We start from the raw sequence: 18194 nt of genomic DNA on the forward strand, positions 1-18194 counted from the left end.
TCAATAACTTAAATCTATATTGACATGTCCCATTTTACGCTTGTCCCTAACCTCTTTTTTCCCATATATGGTTAAACTAGCTCTTTCGTTGCTCAAATATTTGTGAGAATTATATATATCATTACCTATTATATTTTTTGTCATGCAAGGAAAGCGTAATACTACTTCCTGCATAGGTAATCCGCATATTACCCTCACCAGCTGCTCGAATTGACTAACGTTGCATGCATCCAAGCTCCAGTGGCAAGAATTGTGGGGTCTTGGGGCCAGTTCATTAACTAGTAATTCATGATTTTGAGTGATGAAAAATTCAATAGCTAGAATTCCTATTACATCAAGCGCAGTTGCTATTTTCTTTGCAGTTTTTTGTACCTCTTGGGCTAATTTATTATCTATTTTAGCTGGTGCTATTGAAGTATTAAGTATTCCGTCAACGTGGTGATTCTCTGCTATAGGAAAAAAAGCTACTTTACCGTTTTTATTTCTTGCAACGACTATTGAAACCTCTTTCAGTAAATCAACACTTGCTTCAAGAATGTACTCTTTATTCCAATCGAAGGAAGCAAATTGCTTCAGTTCAGAATCATTTTCAATCACATATTGTCCTTTTCCATCATAACCCATTTCTGTTGTTTTTAGCCTCACTGGATAGATAAAAGTTTCACTACTTTCTAGTAGCTGATTATAATTTTGTATACTTTTGTAATCAGCAGTTTTTATGCTTAAATCTCTAATAAAATCTTTCTCTCTCAGCCTATTTTGCGAAATGTGTAACGCCTTTTTGCCTGGATAAAAATCTGCTTGCAGCGACACAATATCAATTGCACTACATGGAATATTTTCAGACTCAATAGTGACTAAATCCACACTCTGTGCAAAAGATTCAAGTGCCCTCTTATCACAGAAGTCTGCTATTGTTAAATCATCAGCAACAGAACAAGATGGATCGTTTTTAGCACTGGCAAAAATATGCGTTTTGTGCCCAAGTTTTATTGCAGCGATAGCAGTCATTTTACCTAATTGCCCACTTCCTATTATTCCTATCACTTTTTTATCCAGTGGATCTGTTTTGTTCATCATGTAGATTAATATTTCCTAGTTAGAGTACGATAATATGCTTGGAAAATCTATGAAAAAAGTGTATAATTGAAGTGTGTTAAATTTTTATCATGAACACTTTACGATGACCATGAAATACACACTTATTACTAATTCTGTTGAAGTTACAGTTTTGCCAATTTACATTGAAGAGCAATCCATTCCTTATGAAAATTGTTACGTATGGATGTATAATGTTAAGATAAAAAATAAAAGCTCATCAACCATTCAATTATTAAGTCGCTATTGGCGAATAATAGATCATAAGGGCAAAATAAATGAAATTGCTGGAGTTGGTGTTATTGGAGAACAACCTGTAATAAAATCTGGAGAGGTATTCAAATATACAAGTGGAACATACTTAAACACACCATCAGGAATAATGCAGGGTAAATATGAATTTCTGAACGAAGAGAGCATAAAAACCTTTGATGTTATGGTACCACCCTTTTCCTTAGATAGTCCATACGTTAACACTAGACCTCATTGATCATCAAGATAGTGTATTTGTTTAAGTGCATCTGAAACCAGCGCTTCTTGTTTTGTCATTTGAGCTTCCATAATGTCATCCGAGTAGCTGATACTGAGATCCAACTAAGTTGATAAACACGAAAGCACTGACCATTTGCTTCTATAGTTGTCTTTTTTCGTCTATCTTATTTTGTTACTCTGCTGAACAGATGCAAAATAGTTTATTTTTGATTCTTATCATCAAGTGTGAATAAGATTATTGTAGAGGTTAAACCTATAATAACTATCATTAACGAAAATGGGGCAGCTTCTCTGTAACGCTCATCGCTGACAAGTTCATATACTCTAGTTGATATAGTTTCAAAATTAAATGGTCTGATAATTAGTGTTGCCGTGAGTTCTTTTACCGTATCCATAAACACGAGCAGAAATCCCGATAGTATGCTTTTCTTGATAAGGGGAATATGAATATTCAGGCACGTGGAAATAGGCCCATGACCCATAGTATATGCAGTCCATTCAATTTCATTTGGTGTTTTTTTGAGTCCCGACTCTATCGCCTTGAAAGATATAGCAAAAAAACGAAATAAATATGAGTAAACTAATGCGCCAATAGTTCCTACCAAGCTAATTTCTACAATATATTGAGTAATGAAAGAAGATATTCTGCTTAAAAACATTATTATGCTAATTGCAATAATTGCATTTGGAATTGCATATCCAAGAGAAATTAGACGTGCTACGTTGCTTATTACCTTGTTTCTACGCGCTGTATATCCAATAATTATCGCAATGCTAATTGAGATTAATGCGGTAATAAATGATAAACCAACACTATTTGATATTATATTGTAAAATCTTGCTTCGTATATGAAAAAGCCTTTCTCTATGCTCCAATATATAAGTGGAATCATTGGTAAAATAAAGCCTATTAATATCGGCAATAAACACATAAGATAAGAAAAGATCAACGATATAGAACCGTTTATACTACGTTTATTGTGATAATCTGCATTAGTATTGATTGAAGAGTAAGATATTTCTCTTTTTTGTAGTTTTTTCTCGATAACTATTAGTGTTGCAACGAAAATCAGTTCTGCAACTGCCAAAACAGTAGTTGAATATTTGTCATGCAATAAAAACCAAGTACGGTATATTCCTGTCGTGAAAGTATCGATAGCAAGAAACTGTGGTGTGCCGAAATCTGTAATTACTTCCATTAGTACCAAGGATAACCCAGCTATAATTGATGGACGTATGGAGGGTATGATGACAGAAAACAGACTATGTAATGAGGAGAACCCAAGTGTTGATGCAATAGTGACTGAGTTACTAACGCTCTTTAGACTTGAGCGGACCAACATATAAACGTATGGATATAGACTAAATCCCATTACTAATATTCCACCACCTAGGGATTTGATCTCGGGAAACCAATAGTCACCTTTGCCCAATTGAAAAGTATCTCTTAACAAGCTCTGAATCGGACCTGAAAACTCTAGCGTATTTACATAAACAAACGATACTATATATCCAGGAATTGATATCGGAAAGAATAAGGCAATCTCAAAAATTCTACTTCCGGGAAACGAAAAAAATGTAGTAAGCCAAGCTGGAATTACTCCAAATATAAAGGATATTAACCCTACTCCTACCATCAAAATTAACGTATTGAGTATATATTCAGGAAAAAGTCTACTAATTACCCATCCAGAGTTTGCTGATTCTGTAAATAGAATCGATATTAACGATAGTATAGGGCAGACAAATAATACACTTACTAAAAACAAGAATATATTTTTAAATACTCTCAGAAACATTAACTTGAATCTATATTTGATATTAAAATGTTATATGCAAAAACTAAAGATATCCAGTAATTAACAGCCGTCCTATTGAATATCTTCATAATTTTATATATTATGTTTTAAATCGATAAACTAATTAATTATGAGTTTTGTCATTGCAACTTTCTATCATTTTGTAAAACTCTCTAATTATTATGACATGAAAGATGAAATAAAAGTTGCATGCGACAACGTTGAATTAAAAGGCACTATACTCCTTGCAGAAGAGGGTATTAATGCAACTGTATCTGGAGAAAGAAACGCAATTGATAAAATACTTGATTTTCTACGTTCTGATGACAGGTTAAAAGGTCTTGCGTGGAAAGAGAGTGTGGCAGGATACCAACCGTTTAGTAAGATGAAAGTGAGATTAAAAAGAGAAATTGTGAATCTTGGTGTAAGTAATCTCGATACTTCCGTTAGAGGCCAGTACGTTGATCCAGAGCATTGGGATGATTTTGTCTCTCAATCTGATGTTTTAGTGATAGACACACGAAATGAATACGAAGTAAAACTAGGCAAGTTTAAAAATGCAATCAATCCACACACTCAGCGTTTTCGCGATTTTCCTCAGTGGGCAGAGTCATTTTCTGAGAGTAAAGACCTGAAAGTAGCTATGTACTGTACTGGTGGAATCAGATGTGAGAAATCTACAGCATATATGAAAAGCCTTGGATTTAAAGATGTTTACCATCTTAAAGGCGGTATTCTTTCCTACCTTGAAAAAACTCACAACAAAAGTGGTAATTGGGAAGGCGAGTGTTTTGTTTTTGATGATAGAATTGCTGTTGATCATTCACTCGCCCCAAGTGATAAAATAAAATGCATATTCTGCTCAAGTAAAGTTTCAACTGATGAGCTGAAATCAGTTCCACGTGGCCAGGTAGTTTGCTCTGATTGTAAATCTTTAAGTATTGAAAGAAATTCAGAATACAACACGAACCTTTAACAATGTATTTCTCTTTGCATATTTGTAACCTTAATTTTATCAAGGCATTTACCTACAACATAGCCCGCTCCAGCTCCAAGTAAAGCACCAACTATAGCAAATGCAATCAACACTACACCAGAACCGCCAATAAGAGCTAAAGTTTCTTGCCATAAACAACATGCTGCAACTAGACCAGCAACTAAACCAATTCCTGCACCTCTGCACCTAAGTTTCATATTATTACTAATATTTCTACCTTTTCTATATTGTATACTATGATCAGTATCATCATCTTCAAAAGCAAATTCTTTGATATCGTTTCTTGTTTTTAAACAATTGATAAGCTCATCTATTGTGTTGTTACGAAAATTATGTAAATATATAACGCCATTTTTTATAGATTTTTCAGGTATCATTTTATTTTTCCATACTATTAGAATATGTTTTTATTACACTGAGCATCTTAACAATTGGTAAATTCCCATATAAGAATAAGTAGATAATCTTACCACTATAGGTGGTACTAAAGCGCTATAAGATTAAATTCCTGAAAAATGTTGGTAAGAAGAGCTTTTCCAAAAACAATAAAGTTAAGAGTTGAAGAGATAGTAAAAGAGCGACTTACAGTTAATCGAATTGATTTTGGTGAATCGTTTTGTTACAAACTCAAAGGATACAGAAGACTGAGAACTGGCGATTATCGTATCATGTAAATGCTGAAAAGTATGAAGTGTTTCAATAAAACACAGAAAAGACATTTACGAGTCTGAGGCTCCATACTAATATCCTTCCAGTATTAACTTACTGTAACCTTTCCGGTTGAGCCACTGCGATTCTTTGCAACGTTTATCTCTAATTCGTTATTAGCGTCGATTTTATAGTCTGTAGAGTAGTAAAATTATAGGGTTATAGCAAAAAATGAGTTATTTTTTGAGCTGAGCAAGCCACCTAAGGTGAAGAGGAAGAAGGGCTGTATAATGAAATATACTATGCTTATAGGAAGGTTCTAACTTTTATAGATGTATTCTCTATGCTCTATTGCAGTAATTATTACTGTACGTTCTAATTTACTTATTCTATAAACCATACGACAATCACCAGATCGTATTCTACGATCTCACCAAGTAAAGGATCTCCTGCCTTTTTAGGAGAAAGTGTAAGACGCTCTTTTACAATTTCTTTTATCCTTGACCATATTGTCTTTGGAAGGTTTGTAATGTCTTTGTGAACTACATTTTCCTCATAGCAGATTAAATACTTATCACTAGTTGATGTCTTCATGCCTGATGAATTTTGCATTTCGAGTGTCACGTTGAATAGCGAGTTTGGCTATTGCCATATCTTCTTCATTTTCAATTGCTTCTTGTATAAACTGCTCTGCTAGCTCTTGAGCTGATTGATTCTTTACTTTAGCGAGACGAGCAAGGTTTTTTTAAACTTTTTCACTAATATTAATGCTTGAATCAGCCATAAGTGTTACCAAGGTATACTACTGCATAATTATACAACATTTTCCTGAAATTTTCAATAAAGAATTATATCGGAAGAATGGATCAGGAAGAAGGGCTGTATAATGTATATTTAATGTTTATATTTATTTTTTATAAATATCACATCTATGTCCTATCTCTGTGATAGTTACTATTTGTTCTAATTGATTTACTCTATAAATTATACGATATTCAACAACTCTTAACCTTCTACGTCCTTTTAAGCTGTGGTGTAATGGTTCACCGAGGTTTATTGGATCAACTGTAAGACGTTCTTTTATAGCCTTTTGGATTCTTAGCCTTATTGTTTTTTGAAGATTTGGTAAATCTCTCTCAACAACACTTTTGAGAGACTTAACTTTATAATGCTCTAATCCCACTTAATATCTTCAAAATCGACTGTTTCTGCACCTTCAACATCACGCTCATCAGAAATTTTAGACACTAAAAAATCTTCAATTTCAAGCTCGATTGCTTCTTTAAGTAGTTTTTCTGCTAATGCTTGAGCAGGTTGCTTAGTAAGTTCAGATAATTCAGCAAGATGCTGTAAAGTTTCTTTACTGAAAGCTAAATTAGCGTTTGCCATAAGTTTTACCGAAATCTACTAATAATTATACAACATTTTTCTGAATTTTTCAATAAAGAATTGTTAAGGTGAAGAGGAAGGAGGGCTGTATAATTTGTTTTAACTTTCGTGAAAACTGTATTGGAAAGCATTAATATGCTATTAATAGCATATTAATGCTTATATGTTATAATTATGTTAATTTTTTAATTAAGGAGAATATTATGTTAGGAAATTTACAAAGAGGTATTGTTGCTACAAATTCAGGAAGGTGGGGAGATAATATATTCAAAGCTCCAGAGAAATCTCAGAGTTCTGAATATTCTTCACAAGCTAGTGACATAAAGAGTACATTAGAAAATATTGGAGTTATAGTATTTTCTAAAATGAATGGATAAATTTCCATTATGGTATTACCAACCAAAAGTTGTAAGTCTGTACATTTATACATTAGAGGTCTGAGGCGGCTTTTGATGGTATGCCAACAGTGTTCTATGGGATTCAAATCTGGTGAATATGTTGGAAGATACAGCACATGAAAGCCAAAAGACTCTATTAATGATTTTGTTTTAGTGGTCTTATGAAATGTAGCATTATCCATAACTATGGTTGTGCCAAGTGGCAATTTAGGTAATAACATCTTCTCCAACAATATATTGAATACCTCTTTTTCACACCCACCTTTGAAAGTCATTGGTGCAATAAATCTCATTCCAATCCACCCGGCTACTATACTGATTCTCTCTCGAGTTCTCCCTGGAATATCTGCATAAATTTTCTTTCCTCTTGGAGCACGTCCATATTCTCGGTATAACTTATTATCAACTCCTGCTTCATCTATATATAAGATGCTGGAATGTTCTATTTTTGAGATTTTATCAATAAATTGCTGCCTATCTTCTTGATTGCGCTCTTGATATAGTGTGACTTTTTTAAAGTAATTTTTAGCTGTTTTAGTCTATACCAAATTGAATTTATTCCAAATCCAAGATTTTGTTTCATCTCTGCCAGAGTATGATCTGGATTCTTTGTAACATATTCTTCGAGTATTTTTGGGTCTATTTTTCGAATAAAGCTACCGTTTTTAGATGGCTTTAAGCTTTCACCAGCAGCTTTCTTTTTTAACCAGCGGTACAGAGTTGCTATTCCTATCTCCATGAGCTCTGCTATCTCAACCTTTGTCTTCCCTTTTTCTATCATCAATACTGCCTTTTCCCTTAAATCCACACTATATGCCATTATAACTCAAATACTTTGTTATACCTTTATCATTTGCTTTGGGAAATACTATATATGCAGTCCAATGCCATTTCTCTCCAATAACTCCCAATCAAACAACTTATGTGGGTCAGGTTTACGCATTGCGTAGCCTTCAATTGCTGAGTTATATACTATATTACCTATTTCAGCGTGACTAAATATCATATCTTTTCTAATCTTAAAGCGCTTCATGAGGTACAAAATCAGATCTTTGACAGATTTCATTTGCTCTTCTGGAAAAGGCTCAAGCCCTGTGTTTACAATCTCTATACCTATAGAATAATCATTCAGTTTTCGTAGCTCTTCAATCACATTATCTAATTGAACTTTCGCATAACTTATACCAGCATGCCACGCTCGTTTTTCGAGTGGAACCATCATAGTAATGCTACCATCCCTATCAACAATAAGCTGTACTGATATACCTGAAGAATTTAATGCGCATTTTGTGCTTTTTAATGTTGGTGATTCGGTATGATGCACCACCATCAACACTTTTTTGCCTTCCCTATCATCATAATTTGAATTTGACGCAGGATCTAAAAATATTGGATTTTTTAATGATGTTTTCAAATCTTGAAAATCGTTCTCGATATCAATTAAGCAAGATTGCTGTCCATATACAAGAGGCGCTACAAGCAGCAACAGAAATAAAACAGACAAACATTTTCTTACTATAAGTCTCATGGAGCTTTACAAATTGCCCACAATATAACTAAATTAACATAATACGCATAAAATGTTTACTTTTTTTCAGCTAATCAAGGCTTGCTACAGCTACAATTAGTACTTTTATCATTACATTTTGGTGTTAAGTCAGGATAGAACGTAAGTATAGCGTCATTCTTTCTCACAAACACTGATTGATAATTGGCATCTTCCATTTTATACAGACACATTCCATCTTCTCCCAATTCCTTAAACGCCTTAGTTGCAGAAACTAAAATATCATCAGCATGAAGGTTATGTGCATACCCATTTGGGCACTTAACTTTTACTTCTCCACGCTTACCTAAGTATTTCATTCCAAACGTGTAAACAGGTGGCTTAATATCTAATTTATTGCACAGAGATTTATTACCCCAAATTGCACCCGCCCACTTATTTTCTTGAGCTTCAACATATCTACCTACAAAATGCATACCACCAAGTCCCAATCTATCTGGTTCACCACAAAAAATATGTCCAAATCCTATAGTTTCTTTCTCAACTCCGCTATTTGTAAACCAAATCTTAGTCAATTCATCTTTAAATAACCCCAAGCCTGCATTTGGTGTAGCCACTTGATGATCAAGCTTATCGTATATCCTTTTCACCACTTCTTGATGCTGCGGACAATCGAGCAAAATTCTAAAATCTTCTTCATCAGGGTATGTTCCCCAATCTCCACAAACCCTTAATACTCCTCTATCAAAATCAGTCAGCTCTGGAAGTGGTGGAATATAGTCTGGATCTGAAGAATCTGTTTTGAAAAACGGCTCAAAGCCAATGTGTGAATTTGCATCATTGAGATAATGCTCCTTAATGTAAAAAACAAATCCTATTACTGGTATTATTAAGCACAAGATTAACTTAGCTATTTTCGACATAATAATATTCATAAAGAAGCTAGGGTATAAGCAACAACTTAAAAAAGTTTTAATCTAATGTTGATCGCAGTCCTGGCATCTCATCACCACTTAGCCAACTTAAAAACGCTCCCCCACCAGTTGAAATATATGTAAAATCTTTATCGGCAAGACCTGCAGTATTTATTGCAGATAGACTATCTCCTCCTCCTATTACACTGGTTAATTTTCCTTCGTGTGTCAAATCACTTACTACTCTCATCACCTCTACTGTACCATTTGCAAAAGATGAATGTTCAAAAACACCAATAGGTCCGTTCCACAGCAGAGTTTTACTGCTTGCTATTATACAGCTTATTGTGCTTAAAGTTTGAGGTCCGATATCTAAAATTATATCATCATCCAAAACGGATTCGGTTTTTCTTAAAATACTAGTGCTATAATCAGAATTTACTGCAACCAAAACGTCTTCTGGCACAACTATTTTGCAGTTGTTTTTATTTGCTGTCTCAACAATATCGTGCAGAAGATCATCAACAGCATTTTGAAAAAAAGACTTACCTATATTAACTTTATTAAATAACAAAAAATTATTAGCAATTGCGCCACCCAGAATAAGGTAATCAACCTTTTCTGCTAGTTTTATAAGCATTTTTATTTTAGTGGATATTTTAGCTCCACCAACTATCGCAGTAATAGGTTTAGCGTTAAACGATATGGCTTGCTCAAGATACTTTAGCTCATCTTGCAAGCAGAATCCCGCGTAGGAAGGTAAAAATTCTGTGATGCGTGAAATAGAAGCATGAGCTCTGTGAGAGCAAGAAAACGCATCATTGACATATATATCTGCTAGAGATGCTAATTGTTTAGCAAAACTTGAGTCATTCTGTTCTTCTTCTTTATAGAATCTAAGATTCTCTAGTAATATTATATCTCCTCTATCTATCGCATTTATTGCTCTTTGTACTCTCTCACCAATACAATCATCAATAAATTTCACTTCTTTACTCATCAGCTGCGATAAAGTTTCGACTACGTTTTTTAGCGATAGGTTACTGTCTTTTGCTTTTGGACGCCCAAAATGTGAGATAATAATAACTTTTGCACCTGCATTTACTAAATATTGAATGGTAGGTAGAGCTCTCAAAATACGAGTGGTATCACAAATTCTTTCATTTTTTATAGGAACATTGAAGTCGACCCTGAGTAGAACATTTTTATTGTGAAAATCACAACTCTCTATGCTAGGTACATTTATCATAAAATTAAAGAGCTATAAAGTTACTATATAATAGTTTAACCCAAAGCAAAGTATACAAATGAAGGGATCTTAAATGCCAAATAAATTAATAAATAGGAAAATTACTACAAATACTTTCAACTTTATTTTTTACTGCTCTTTCAATATCAGGGCTATTTCCATCAATTAACCCCTGAATTACTTCATTTATTAGATTAGCTACTTCTCTAAAATCTTCTTTCTCAAGTCCTCGAGTTGTCTCAGCAGCAGTACCAAAACGGAGCCCTGAGGTAATGGTCGGTTTTTCTGTGTCAAATGGCACAGAATTTTTATTACAGGTAATGCCAGCTCTTTCAAGGCTATTCACAACGTCTTTTCCAGTCAATTTCCGTGATCTTAAATCAACTAGCACTATATGAGAGTCAGTGCCGCCACTTATAATGTCAAGTCCATGTTCTTGCAGCGCTTGAGCTAACACTTTTGCATTTTCTACAACTTTTTTACTATAAGTTTTAAACTCTGGCGTTAATGCTTCCTTAAATGCAACAGCTTTTGCAGCTATCACATGCATAAGTGGCCCACCTTGCAATCCTGGAAAAACTGCAGACTGAATTTTTTTATGTAATGCTTCATCATTTGTCATTACCACTCCACCACGAGGACCACGTAGAGTCTTGTGAGTTGTAGAAGTTATAATATGCGCATATTTGGCAGGTGATGGGTAACAACCTGCAGCAATAAGCCCTGAATAGTGAGCAATATCTGCAAGCAGATATGCACCAACTTTATTCGCAATTTCACGAAAGCGCTCGAAATCTATTTTTCTTGGATAAGCAGAAGCACCAGCAATAATTAATTTTGGTTTATGCTCCAGAGCTAGCCTTTCCACCTCATCCATATCAAGCAGGTAAGTGTCTCTATTAACTGTATACTGAATCGACTTAAACCACTTACCAGAAAGGTTTGGTGCTGCACCATGAGTTAAATGTCCACCGCAGTTCAGTGACAATCCAAGTATTGTATCACCCGGAGCAAGCAGTGAAGCAAACACTGCTTGATTTGCCTGAGAACCAGAATGAGGTTGAACATTTGCAAATTTAACACCAAATAGCTTACAAAGCCTTTCTATAGCCAGATTTTCAACTTCATCTACATACTCACAGCCACAGTAATATCTTTTACCAGGATAACCTTCTGCATATTTATTAGTCAGAAAAGAACCCTGTACTTCCATCACTGCTTTACTTGCAAAATTCTCCGATGCAATCAATTGCAACTGCGATCTTTGACGCTGCAGTTCCTTCTCTATAGAGAGATAAACTTCATTATCAAAAGACTTTAAATTATTTTCAGAGTTACAAATCCTTTCTGAAGCAATTGTCATAAGACCTTTTCCTTAACCACATAAATCCAAAAACAGCCAAAAGCAAACATACAGGAATAATTGATATTGCTTTTACTAGTAACTGAGTACCATACACAGGATTTCCTTGTATTACCGTTCCATTCCAACATAAGTCTATTATTTTTGCAATTCCAGTATGAAAAAAATAGCCAAAAACCATAACTATCATGTTTGATATGGCTGTGGCTAAGCCTACCAAGTTATTGTTTACATAACTTATTGCCTTGTAAATAGTAATTACCTGATACCCAGATGCAAAGCCGATAACAAGAAGTGTAGGTAATGCAATATATAAACCGCCAATTTGTGTAAAAAGCAAAAGAAAGCTAGCGATCATTGCAAAAGAACACGCAATAATCACCTCGTAATGTTTGTCTGGATACTTCTCCAGTAAATAAGCGAGAAAGAATGATCCAGCCCCCATGCCTATGAACATGAGAGAGGAAAGTGAAGACGCCAAATCTCCCGTCATTTGATATGCTTCACATAAGAACGCTTTCGCCCAACCATCAGCAAAACCTTCTAGTGGTCCAACCATTAAGCCACCAAAAAAGCTGATGAGAATGATATGTTTATTGAAAAGTACAGTCTTTAAATCTTGAAGTATGTTATCATTTCTACTCTCCTCTATGTTACTGTTTGGCGTTATTAAAAGCAATAGCAGAGCAAGTAAACAACCAAATGCTGAGAAAGTGTATATAACATAATTCCAACCAAATTTATTGAGCAAAAAGTCTAGAGGTAATCCACCATAAATAGCTCCCAGTAACCCTATTATTATAGATAAACTAGCCATCCTTGCTGATTTTTCTTGTGAGAAATACATACTTGCAACTTTAAAGAGCCCAATTGCCGAAGCAGATGACCCAACTCCAACAATCATTCTACCAAGTATTGAGTAATACCACTCATCAAAGCATATTAGTGGTAATGTTCCAGCAAATGTTAAGACAATACACGCAGGTAAAACAAACTTTGGCCCAAATCTATCAAGGGCAAGACCAACAGGTATATGAGCAAGCGTATAGCCTATATAATATAGCCCACCAAATTGACCAACATCTGTAATACTTATGTTAAATTTTGTTATTAATTCAGGCGCAATTATATTTGGAATTACACGCAATATATACTGGTATGCATAAAATAGTGATGCTAGCAACCATATGAAAAAATTTCTCTGCAATTCTAATATTACCTAAAAAAGGGAATTATAGGTATTTTATCAGCAAGGAGCAACACTTTTGTAAATATCTACTCCAACTCTGAGGATATTTTTTAAAAGAGACCCTTTATTTTATTCATAATACCTTTCAGCATATCTATAACTGGCTCATGAATAAGATATATGAAAAAAATTACACCACAGATGATAAGAACGTTTATGATTTTACTATTTTTGATCCTTGCTATATAAACAATTGTCTTTCTTAGTAGAGAATCTATTTTTTTTATAAAGCTCATTTTACTTACGATTTTATTTCATGACAGTAACTATATCTTAAATAATATAATTTTCAATGAAATTCAGTATCAGAAACGCTGCATTTAACTAAATATTAACCTTTTCGTGTGTAAAATATAATATAAAAGCAAGGTGAGTGAATGAACATAAACACAGCAGACAACACACTACAAAACTACACAACAAAATACATTGAACAAACATTTGCCGCACACACAGGCAATAGATACGACAAGTTGTACAGGGAACTTTTAAACAGCATAGAAGAAATAATAAAACTTACTGTAAACGAAGCAAAACAATATGATAAAAGCCTAGAAGAACTACATAACAATTCAATATTTCACGATAAGAAATTTATTCAAGCTGTTGTTAAAAATCAGATATTAGAATTTCTGAATACTCATCCAAAAAAGAAAGAAATCGTTGCAAAATTTAAAAATGAACATCATATCAACGAAAGCGATTTAAAAATTTTAAAGGAAGGAAAAGATTTAGTGAATAAAATAAACGACATTAACTTAACTCAACAAAATGAGAAAAATGAAATATTGAACATTAGAAAGGTACTTGCCAAATCAATAGGAATGCCCTCTTCAAGAACCGAAAAATCCAAGGAAACTTTAGTAGAAAGTCCTGAGATGGTAAAATAGACATACTTAACTTTTCCTAATTGGAAAATACTTTTAATCCTATAATACCCAGCACTACCAAAGCAAGGGAAAATAAACGCCCAAAATTTACTGGTTCATTAAAAAACATTATTCCTATTATCGATGCACCTATAGAACCTATACCAGTCCAAACTGCATAAGATGTTCCAAGAGGAATAGACTTCATTGATAACGATAGCCAGTAAAGACTCACAGAACCGCTAACTAAAATAATTACTACAGGTATAACACGAGTAAAGCCATTGCTATATTTCAGTGCTGTGGTCCATATTATTTCAACCAAACCAGCTAATAGCAAATACACCCAAGCCATAAATCAACTCTATCTTACTGAAATATTATATATAGGAATATTAAAAAGTTAACTTAGCATTTCGCATGCTTTAGTAATACTATCACATCCAATTTCTAATTGTTCCTGAGAGGTTGCATAAGAAATTCTGATAAAATTTTTCAGACCAAATGCAATTCCTGGAACAACAGCAACTAAATGATCTTCTAATAAATATTCGGCAAAATCAAGATCACTATTTATTACTTTACCACTTTTCGTACTCTTACCCAATAAACCTTCACATGAGACAAACAAATAGAATGCACCCTGCGGAATAGATACTGACAATCCTGAAGCAGAATTTAGCTTTTTTACTACAAAATCTCTACGATCCTTAAAGATTTTTGTTCTTTCTTTCAAAAAACTATGATCACCGTTTAACGCTTCAACTGCTGCTGCTTGTGCTATTGAATTTGGGTTAGAAGTACTTTGAGACTGCAGTGTAGAAATAGCTTTTACTATATCACTCCTACCTGCAATATAACCTATTCTCCAGCCAGTCATTGCATAGGCTTTTGATACTCCATTGACCACAAAAACCCTATCGTAAAGCTTTGGCTCAACCTGAGCAATGGTAAAAAACTTTTCATCGTATACTATGTGCTCATAAATATCATCTGTAACAATATTTACATGTTGATATTCAAGCAATACTTGCGCTATGCTTTTCAATTCATCATATGTATAGACAATTCCTGCTGGATTGTTCGGTGAATTAAGAATTAACCATTTAGTTTTCTTAGTTATCTTGCTCTTCAGTAATTCTGGTGTCAGCTTAAAGTTTTGCTTGCACTCTACAACAACTGGCAGTCCGCCAAAAAGATTTACCATATCAACATACGAAACCCAATAAGGAGCTGGTATTATAGCCTCATCTCCAGGGTCAATTGTTGCCATAAATAAGTTGAATAACACCTGCTTAGCGCCTGCGCCGACACAAATTTGGTTCAGTGTATATTCTAGATTGTTATCCCTTTTTAACTTATTGATTATCGCCTCTTTAAGCTCATGCGTTCCATCAACAGCAGTATATTTAGTTTTGCCTTCATTTATCGATTGAATAGCTGCCTTTTTTATATGATCTGGAGTGTCAAAATCCTGCTCTCCCGCAGCTAAAACGCAAATTTTCTTTCCTTCGCTTTTTAATCTGTTTGCCTTATCGGTCACAGCAATTGTAGGGGACGGTTTTATCAGAGACATCCTCTTTGCAAGGTCTGACATAATCTCACTAAAGTTAAATAAAAATGATAAACTCTACACAACAAAAAAGCTAGAAATTTTATTATTTTACATAAAGGTTGGTATTTTTGTATTCTTAAATATAGATATTAAAAAGCTTAATAAATTGAAAAAGGCAAATAAATCCCTGTATAGCGAGTTTTAATAATGTAAATTGGCACTGTAATAATGTGCTAACGCTTAAAGTAAGAGCGATTTGGCTGACCACCCTCATAAAGGCTTTTCATACAAGAGTTTTAGTAGTTTCTTACTAGGTCCACTAATGCAGCAATATTTTCAACCGGAGTATCAGGAAGCACTCCATGTCCAAGATTAAATATAAAAGGTAACCCTCTAAAACAATCTATTATACGCTTTGCTTCTTCAATTGCTTCTGACTTATTGTAGGCCAAAAGACTAGGATTAAGGTTCCCTTGCAGAGGAATTTTTAGATTTTCTTTCGCCCATTCTATTGGAACATTATAATCTATACTTACTGCAGATACGCCTGTTTGTTCGCAGTAATCTGTATAAAGATTTTCAGCAGAGCGGGGGAAACCTATTATTGGAAAATTGGGAAATCTACTCTTTATTGCCGAAACAATTTCCTTTGTTGGCTTGATGATGTATCTTTCAAAAAGTTTTTCCTTCAATACACCAGCATTGCTGTCAAATAACTGAATAACATCTGCTCCAAACTCTATCTGTTTGATCAGATAAATAATTGTCGCTTTCGTTATTTTGTTTATTATTTCCTCTAGTGCCAATGGACAGAAATTTAGCACCTTGGAAAAAGTTTTACTACCACCGCCCTCTATGATGTATGAACCTACCGTCCACGGCCCTCCAGCAAAGCCTATAAGCGATTTTTCTTCTGGCAACTGGCTTCTTACTTCTTTTATAGCATTTAGGATTGGTAATGTGTTAGATTCAATTCCTTCTAGACTCTTCAAGTCTTTAGCACTTTCTATAGGTCTTATTATTGGACCCACACCTCGAATAAAATTTACATTACAGCCTAAAATGTCAGCTATTATCAAAATATCAGAAAAAATTATCGCTGCATCCATATTGAACCTTCTTATTGGTTGTAACGTTAACTCTGTTACCAAATCTGTTCTATAACATATCTCCATGAAATTATTCATGTTTTCCACTGCCTTCCGATACTCAGGAAGAGACCTACCAGCCTGACGCATTAACCAAATAGGAACTTTTTCATCTGACTCGTTCTGGCTGATGATTCTTGCTATTTTTGCTTTACTTCTTTTCAATCTACTTTATCTACTTTTTATTTAAACTAAAGTATAACAGTAGTAGTAGTTCTATCAATAAATTGTTATTAACTTAAAATTCAGTAAAAATTAGTATTACTTAGCTTGTGGATAAATATGTTAATAACTTCTCTATACTATTGATTTTCCTTTATGATTTATGTGTATAAGTAAGATGTCTAGAATGTTAGTAATTTTCTTTTATGGAAAAAAGCTTTACTATCATGGATTGTTATATAATTATGTATATGTCATTGAAAAAATTGTTGATCAATTGTTAGTATTTTATGTCAAAAAATAATTCACAAATTAATTTGACATTATTCACATGCTTATTAAACATTTAATAACAGTTTTCTTGATAGACCTTATCTAAAGATATTTTCACCATTAAAGGGAATAAATTGAATAAGAAAAGAACTTTAGTAGAAAAAATAGCATACAGAATTTTTCTCTTTCTCTTCAACAAAACTTCTGTGTTAAAAAAATGTGCTACTGAGTCATTAATGGGTGATCTGTCAGGTCTTGACATACTTAATAGTCTATTAAAATTCCGTGATTGTAGTATCATGGATATAATGACTCCACGTAAGGAGATATGTGCAGTAGACATTGAATCGAGCAAGGATGAGGTAATAAAGAAGGTGAAAAACACTTACCATGCTAAGATACCAACTTATATGAATAACTTTGACAACATAATAGGCTTTTTTTACGTAAAAGATATCATTTTCAATAAGAATAAAGATTTTAATCTGAGTAATATTATAAAAAATGTAATATTTGTCCCAGCCTCAATGAAAGCAACAAATCTTTTTGTTAAAATGAAATCTTCCAAGTCATATTTAGCTATTGTACTGGATGAATATGGCGGAACTGATGGTTTAATTTCGATAAATGATCTTATAGAAGAATTGATACCAAATATTGATAACGAGAATGAGGTAAATTCAGAACACACCATTACTGAATTATCTCAAAATAAGTTTGAAATATCGGCAAGGGCCCTTATAAAGGATATAGAGGAAAATCTAAAAATAGAGTTGTGTGAATCTGAAGAGCATTATGCCACACTTAGTGGTTTGGTTCTTTCAATTGCTGGTAAGGTACCTTCTGTAGATGAAGTTATAAGATATAAAAATGGTATAAAATTTATCATCAAGGATGCAAATGAACGATACATTAACAAAATAATACTAGACTTAAGTGATTACAAAAATTAAATTCAATATTTTTTAGTGAAAGGTACTTTATCTTGGAAGTAGGGGACATAGTAGCCAGGTATAAAATTTAAACAATTTCTTAATATACAAAAGTTTGTAGTTCTATACGTTACTGTTTGATAATTAAGGTG

Annotated in this window: 20 protein-coding genes; 4 read left to right on the top strand and 16 right to left on the bottom strand. The window is 33.6% G+C overall.

The annotated features are described in order from the left end of the window. A complete protein-coding gene (locus tag M3L71_RS00395; protein WP_280144067.1) occupies nucleotides 1-1077 on the bottom strand; it encodes a 5-(carboxyamino)imidazole ribonucleotide synthase in 1077 nt (358 codons plus the stop codon). A gap of 106 nt (nucleotides 1078-1183) precedes the next feature. Here M3L71_RS00395 and apaG point away from each other — a divergent pair, with 106 nt between their 5' ends. Further along, complete coding sequence (gene apaG, locus M3L71_RS00400) at nucleotides 1184-1588, top strand: Co2+/Mg2+ efflux protein ApaG (protein WP_010402892.1); 405 nt, start codon at nucleotides 1184-1186, stop codon at nucleotides 1586-1588. A 202-nt stretch (nucleotides 1589-1790) separates the two neighbouring features. On the opposite strand, the gene M3L71_RS00405 is transcribed toward apaG, so the two are convergent. Then, nucleotides 1791-3389 carry an ABC transporter permease gene (locus M3L71_RS00405; protein ID WP_280143676.1) on the bottom strand — a complete coding sequence of 533 codons (1599 nt, stop codon included), beginning with the start codon at nucleotides 3387-3389 and terminating at the stop codon, nucleotides 1791-1793. A 130-nt stretch (nucleotides 3390-3519) separates the two neighbouring features. Between M3L71_RS00405 and trhO the strand changes: the two genes are divergently transcribed. Continuing rightward, entirely contained in the window at nucleotides 3520-4365 is an 846-nt protein-coding gene (gene trhO, locus M3L71_RS00410) for an oxygen-dependent tRNA uridine(34) hydroxylase TrhO (protein WP_280143677.1), read from the top strand. Here the strand turns inward: trhO and M3L71_RS00415 are convergent. The 11 genes from M3L71_RS00415 to M3L71_RS00465 form a co-directional block, all read right to left on the bottom strand. After that, entirely contained in the window at nucleotides 4362-4763 is a 402-nt protein-coding gene (locus M3L71_RS00415; RefSeq protein WP_280143678.1) for a hypothetical protein, read from the bottom strand. The genes trhO and M3L71_RS00415 overlap by 4 nt on opposite strands. A gap of 655 nt (nucleotides 4764-5418) precedes the next feature. Further along, nucleotides 5419-5646, bottom strand: a complete 228-nt coding sequence (locus M3L71_RS00420) for a hypothetical protein (RefSeq protein ID WP_280143679.1) — start codon at nucleotides 5644-5646, stop codon at nucleotides 5419-5421. Between the two features lie 295 nt (nucleotides 5647-5941). Continuing rightward, nucleotides 5942-6217 (bottom strand): type II toxin-antitoxin system RelE family toxin, encoded by a 276-nt coding sequence (locus tag M3L71_RS00425; RefSeq protein WP_264377482.1) that lies wholly within the window; start codon nucleotides 6215-6217, stop codon nucleotides 5942-5944. Continuing rightward, nucleotides 6208-6423, bottom strand: a complete 216-nt coding sequence (locus M3L71_RS00430; protein ID WP_108784357.1) for a hypothetical protein — start codon at nucleotides 6421-6423, stop codon at nucleotides 6208-6210. The genes M3L71_RS00425 and M3L71_RS00430 overlap by 10 nt, the downstream gene beginning before the upstream one ends. Nucleotides 6424-6709: 286 nt before the next feature. After that, the gene (locus M3L71_RS00435) at nucleotides 6710-7285 is read right to left on the bottom strand and encodes an IS630 family transposase (RefSeq protein ID WP_349292714.1); all 576 of its coding nucleotides are present in this window, start codon (nucleotides 7283-7285) and stop codon (nucleotides 6710-6712) included. Further along, the gene (locus M3L71_RS00440) at nucleotides 7264-7641 is read right to left on the bottom strand and encodes an IS630 transposase-related protein (protein ID WP_280143348.1); all 378 of its coding nucleotides are present in this window, start codon (nucleotides 7639-7641) and stop codon (nucleotides 7264-7266) included. The genes M3L71_RS00435 and M3L71_RS00440 overlap by 22 nt, the downstream gene beginning before the upstream one ends. Nucleotides 7642-7689: 48 nt before the next feature. Continuing rightward, nucleotides 7690-8349: an N-acetylmuramoyl-L-alanine amidase gene (locus M3L71_RS00445; protein WP_280143680.1), complete on the bottom strand. Its 660-nt coding sequence runs from the start codon at nucleotides 8347-8349 to the stop codon at nucleotides 7690-7692. Between the two features lie 74 nt (nucleotides 8350-8423). Beyond that, nucleotides 8424-9251 carry an EndoU domain-containing protein gene (locus M3L71_RS00450; protein ID WP_458695215.1) on the bottom strand — a complete coding sequence of 276 codons (828 nt, stop codon included), beginning with the start codon at nucleotides 9249-9251 and terminating at the stop codon, nucleotides 8424-8426. 49 nt (nucleotides 9252-9300) lie between these two features. Beyond that, a complete protein-coding gene (locus M3L71_RS00455; RefSeq protein WP_280144069.1) occupies nucleotides 9301-10488 on the bottom strand; it encodes a phosphoglycerate kinase in 1188 nt (395 codons plus the stop codon). Nucleotides 10489-10576: 88 nt separating this feature from the next. Next, nucleotides 10577-11854: a serine hydroxymethyltransferase gene (gene glyA, locus M3L71_RS00460; RefSeq protein WP_280143682.1), complete on the bottom strand. Its 1278-nt coding sequence runs from the start codon at nucleotides 11852-11854 to the stop codon at nucleotides 10577-10579. Continuing rightward, nucleotides 11826-13061 carry an MFS transporter gene (locus tag M3L71_RS00465; RefSeq protein ID WP_280143683.1) on the bottom strand — a complete coding sequence of 412 codons (1236 nt, stop codon included), beginning with the start codon at nucleotides 13059-13061 and terminating at the stop codon, nucleotides 11826-11828. The genes glyA and M3L71_RS00465 overlap by 29 nt, the downstream gene beginning before the upstream one ends. A gap of 419 nt (nucleotides 13062-13480) precedes the next feature. Here M3L71_RS00465 and M3L71_RS00470 point away from each other — a divergent pair, with 419 nt between their 5' ends. Beyond that, a complete protein-coding gene (locus tag M3L71_RS00470; protein ID WP_280143684.1) occupies nucleotides 13481-13993 on the top strand; it encodes a hypothetical protein in 513 nt (170 codons plus the stop codon). A gap of 16 nt (nucleotides 13994-14009) precedes the next feature. Here the strand turns inward: M3L71_RS00470 and M3L71_RS00475 are convergent, their stop codons facing one another. The 3 genes from M3L71_RS00475 to hemE all read right to left on the bottom strand — a co-directional run bounded on the left by M3L71_RS00475 (nucleotide 14010) and on the right by hemE (nucleotide 16765). Next, on the bottom strand, nucleotides 14010-14327 hold the full coding sequence (locus M3L71_RS00475) for a DMT family transporter (RefSeq protein ID WP_280143685.1): 318 nt from the start codon (nucleotides 14325-14327) through the stop codon (nucleotides 14010-14012). Between the two features lie 48 nt (nucleotides 14328-14375). Beyond that, nucleotides 14376-15569, bottom strand: coding sequence for a pyridoxal phosphate-dependent aminotransferase (locus M3L71_RS00480; protein WP_280143686.1), 1194 nt, complete (start codon nucleotides 15567-15569; stop codon nucleotides 14376-14378). Nucleotides 15570-15823: 254 nt separating this feature from the next. Further along, the gene (hemE, locus tag M3L71_RS00485) at nucleotides 15824-16765 is read right to left on the bottom strand and encodes a uroporphyrinogen decarboxylase (RefSeq protein WP_280144070.1); all 942 of its coding nucleotides are present in this window, start codon (nucleotides 16763-16765) and stop codon (nucleotides 15824-15826) included. 479 nt (nucleotides 16766-17244) lie between these two features. Between hemE and M3L71_RS00490 the strand changes: the two genes are divergently transcribed. Continuing rightward, nucleotides 17245-18063: a transporter associated domain-containing protein gene (locus M3L71_RS00490; RefSeq protein ID WP_280143687.1), complete on the top strand. Its 819-nt coding sequence runs from the start codon at nucleotides 17245-17247 to the stop codon at nucleotides 18061-18063. The last annotated feature ends 131 nt before the right edge of the window (nucleotides 18064-18194 follow it).

This window comes from Wolbachia endosymbiont of Frankliniella intonsa (genome assembly GCF_029856955.1).
Lineage (GTDB): Bacteria > Pseudomonadota > Alphaproteobacteria > Rickettsiales > Anaplasmataceae > Wolbachia.

Excerpts from the sequence above, each read along its gene's own strand:
- M3L71_RS00395 (WP_280144067.1), bottom strand. The coding sequence starts at position 1,077 with ATGAACAAAACAGATCCACTGGATAAAAAAGTGATAGGAATAATAGGA.
- M3L71_RS00450 (WP_458695215.1), bottom strand. The coding sequence starts at position 9,251 with ATGTCGAAAATAGCTAAGTTAATCTTGTGCTTAATAATACCAGTAATA.
- M3L71_RS00475 (WP_280143685.1), bottom strand. The coding sequence starts at position 14,327 with ATGGCTTGGGTGTATTTGCTATTAGCTGGTTTGGTTGAAATAATATGG.
- M3L71_RS00430 (WP_108784357.1), bottom strand. The coding sequence starts at position 6,423 with ATGGCAAACGCTAATTTAGCTTTCAGTAAAGAAACTTTACAGCATCTT.
- trhO (WP_280143677.1), top strand. The coding sequence starts at position 3,520 with ATGAGTTTTGTCATTGCAACTTTCTATCATTTTGTAAAACTCTCTAAT.
- hemE (WP_280144070.1), bottom strand. The coding sequence starts at position 16,765 with ATGCGTCAGGCTGGTAGGTCTCTTCCTGAGTATCGGAAGGCAGTGGAA.
- M3L71_RS00440 (WP_280143348.1), bottom strand. The coding sequence starts at position 7,641 with ATGGCATATAGTGTGGATTTAAGGGAAAAGGCAGTATTGATGATAGAA.
- M3L71_RS00405 (WP_280143676.1), bottom strand. The coding sequence starts at position 3,389 with ATGTTTCTGAGAGTATTTAAAAATATATTCTTGTTTTTAGTAAGTGTA.
- M3L71_RS00420 (WP_280143679.1), bottom strand. The coding sequence starts at position 5,646 with ATGCAAAATTCATCAGGCATGAAGACATCAACTAGTGATAAGTATTTA.
- apaG (WP_010402892.1), top strand. The coding sequence starts at position 1,184 with ATGACCATGAAATACACACTTATTACTAATTCTGTTGAAGTTACAGTT.
- M3L71_RS00480 (WP_280143686.1), bottom strand. The coding sequence starts at position 15,569 with ATGTCAGACCTTGCAAAGAGGATGTCTCTGATAAAACCGTCCCCTACA.
- M3L71_RS00470 (WP_280143684.1), top strand. The coding sequence starts at position 13,481 with ATGAACATAAACACAGCAGACAACACACTACAAAACTACACAACAAAA.
- glyA (WP_280143682.1), bottom strand. The coding sequence starts at position 11,854 with ATGACAATTGCTTCAGAAAGGATTTGTAACTCTGAAAATAATTTAAAG.
- M3L71_RS00415 (WP_280143678.1), bottom strand. The coding sequence starts at position 4,763 with ATGATACCTGAAAAATCTATAAAAAATGGCGTTATATATTTACATAAT.
- M3L71_RS00445 (WP_280143680.1), bottom strand. The coding sequence starts at position 8,349 with ATGAGACTTATAGTAAGAAAATGTTTGTCTGTTTTATTTCTGTTGCTG.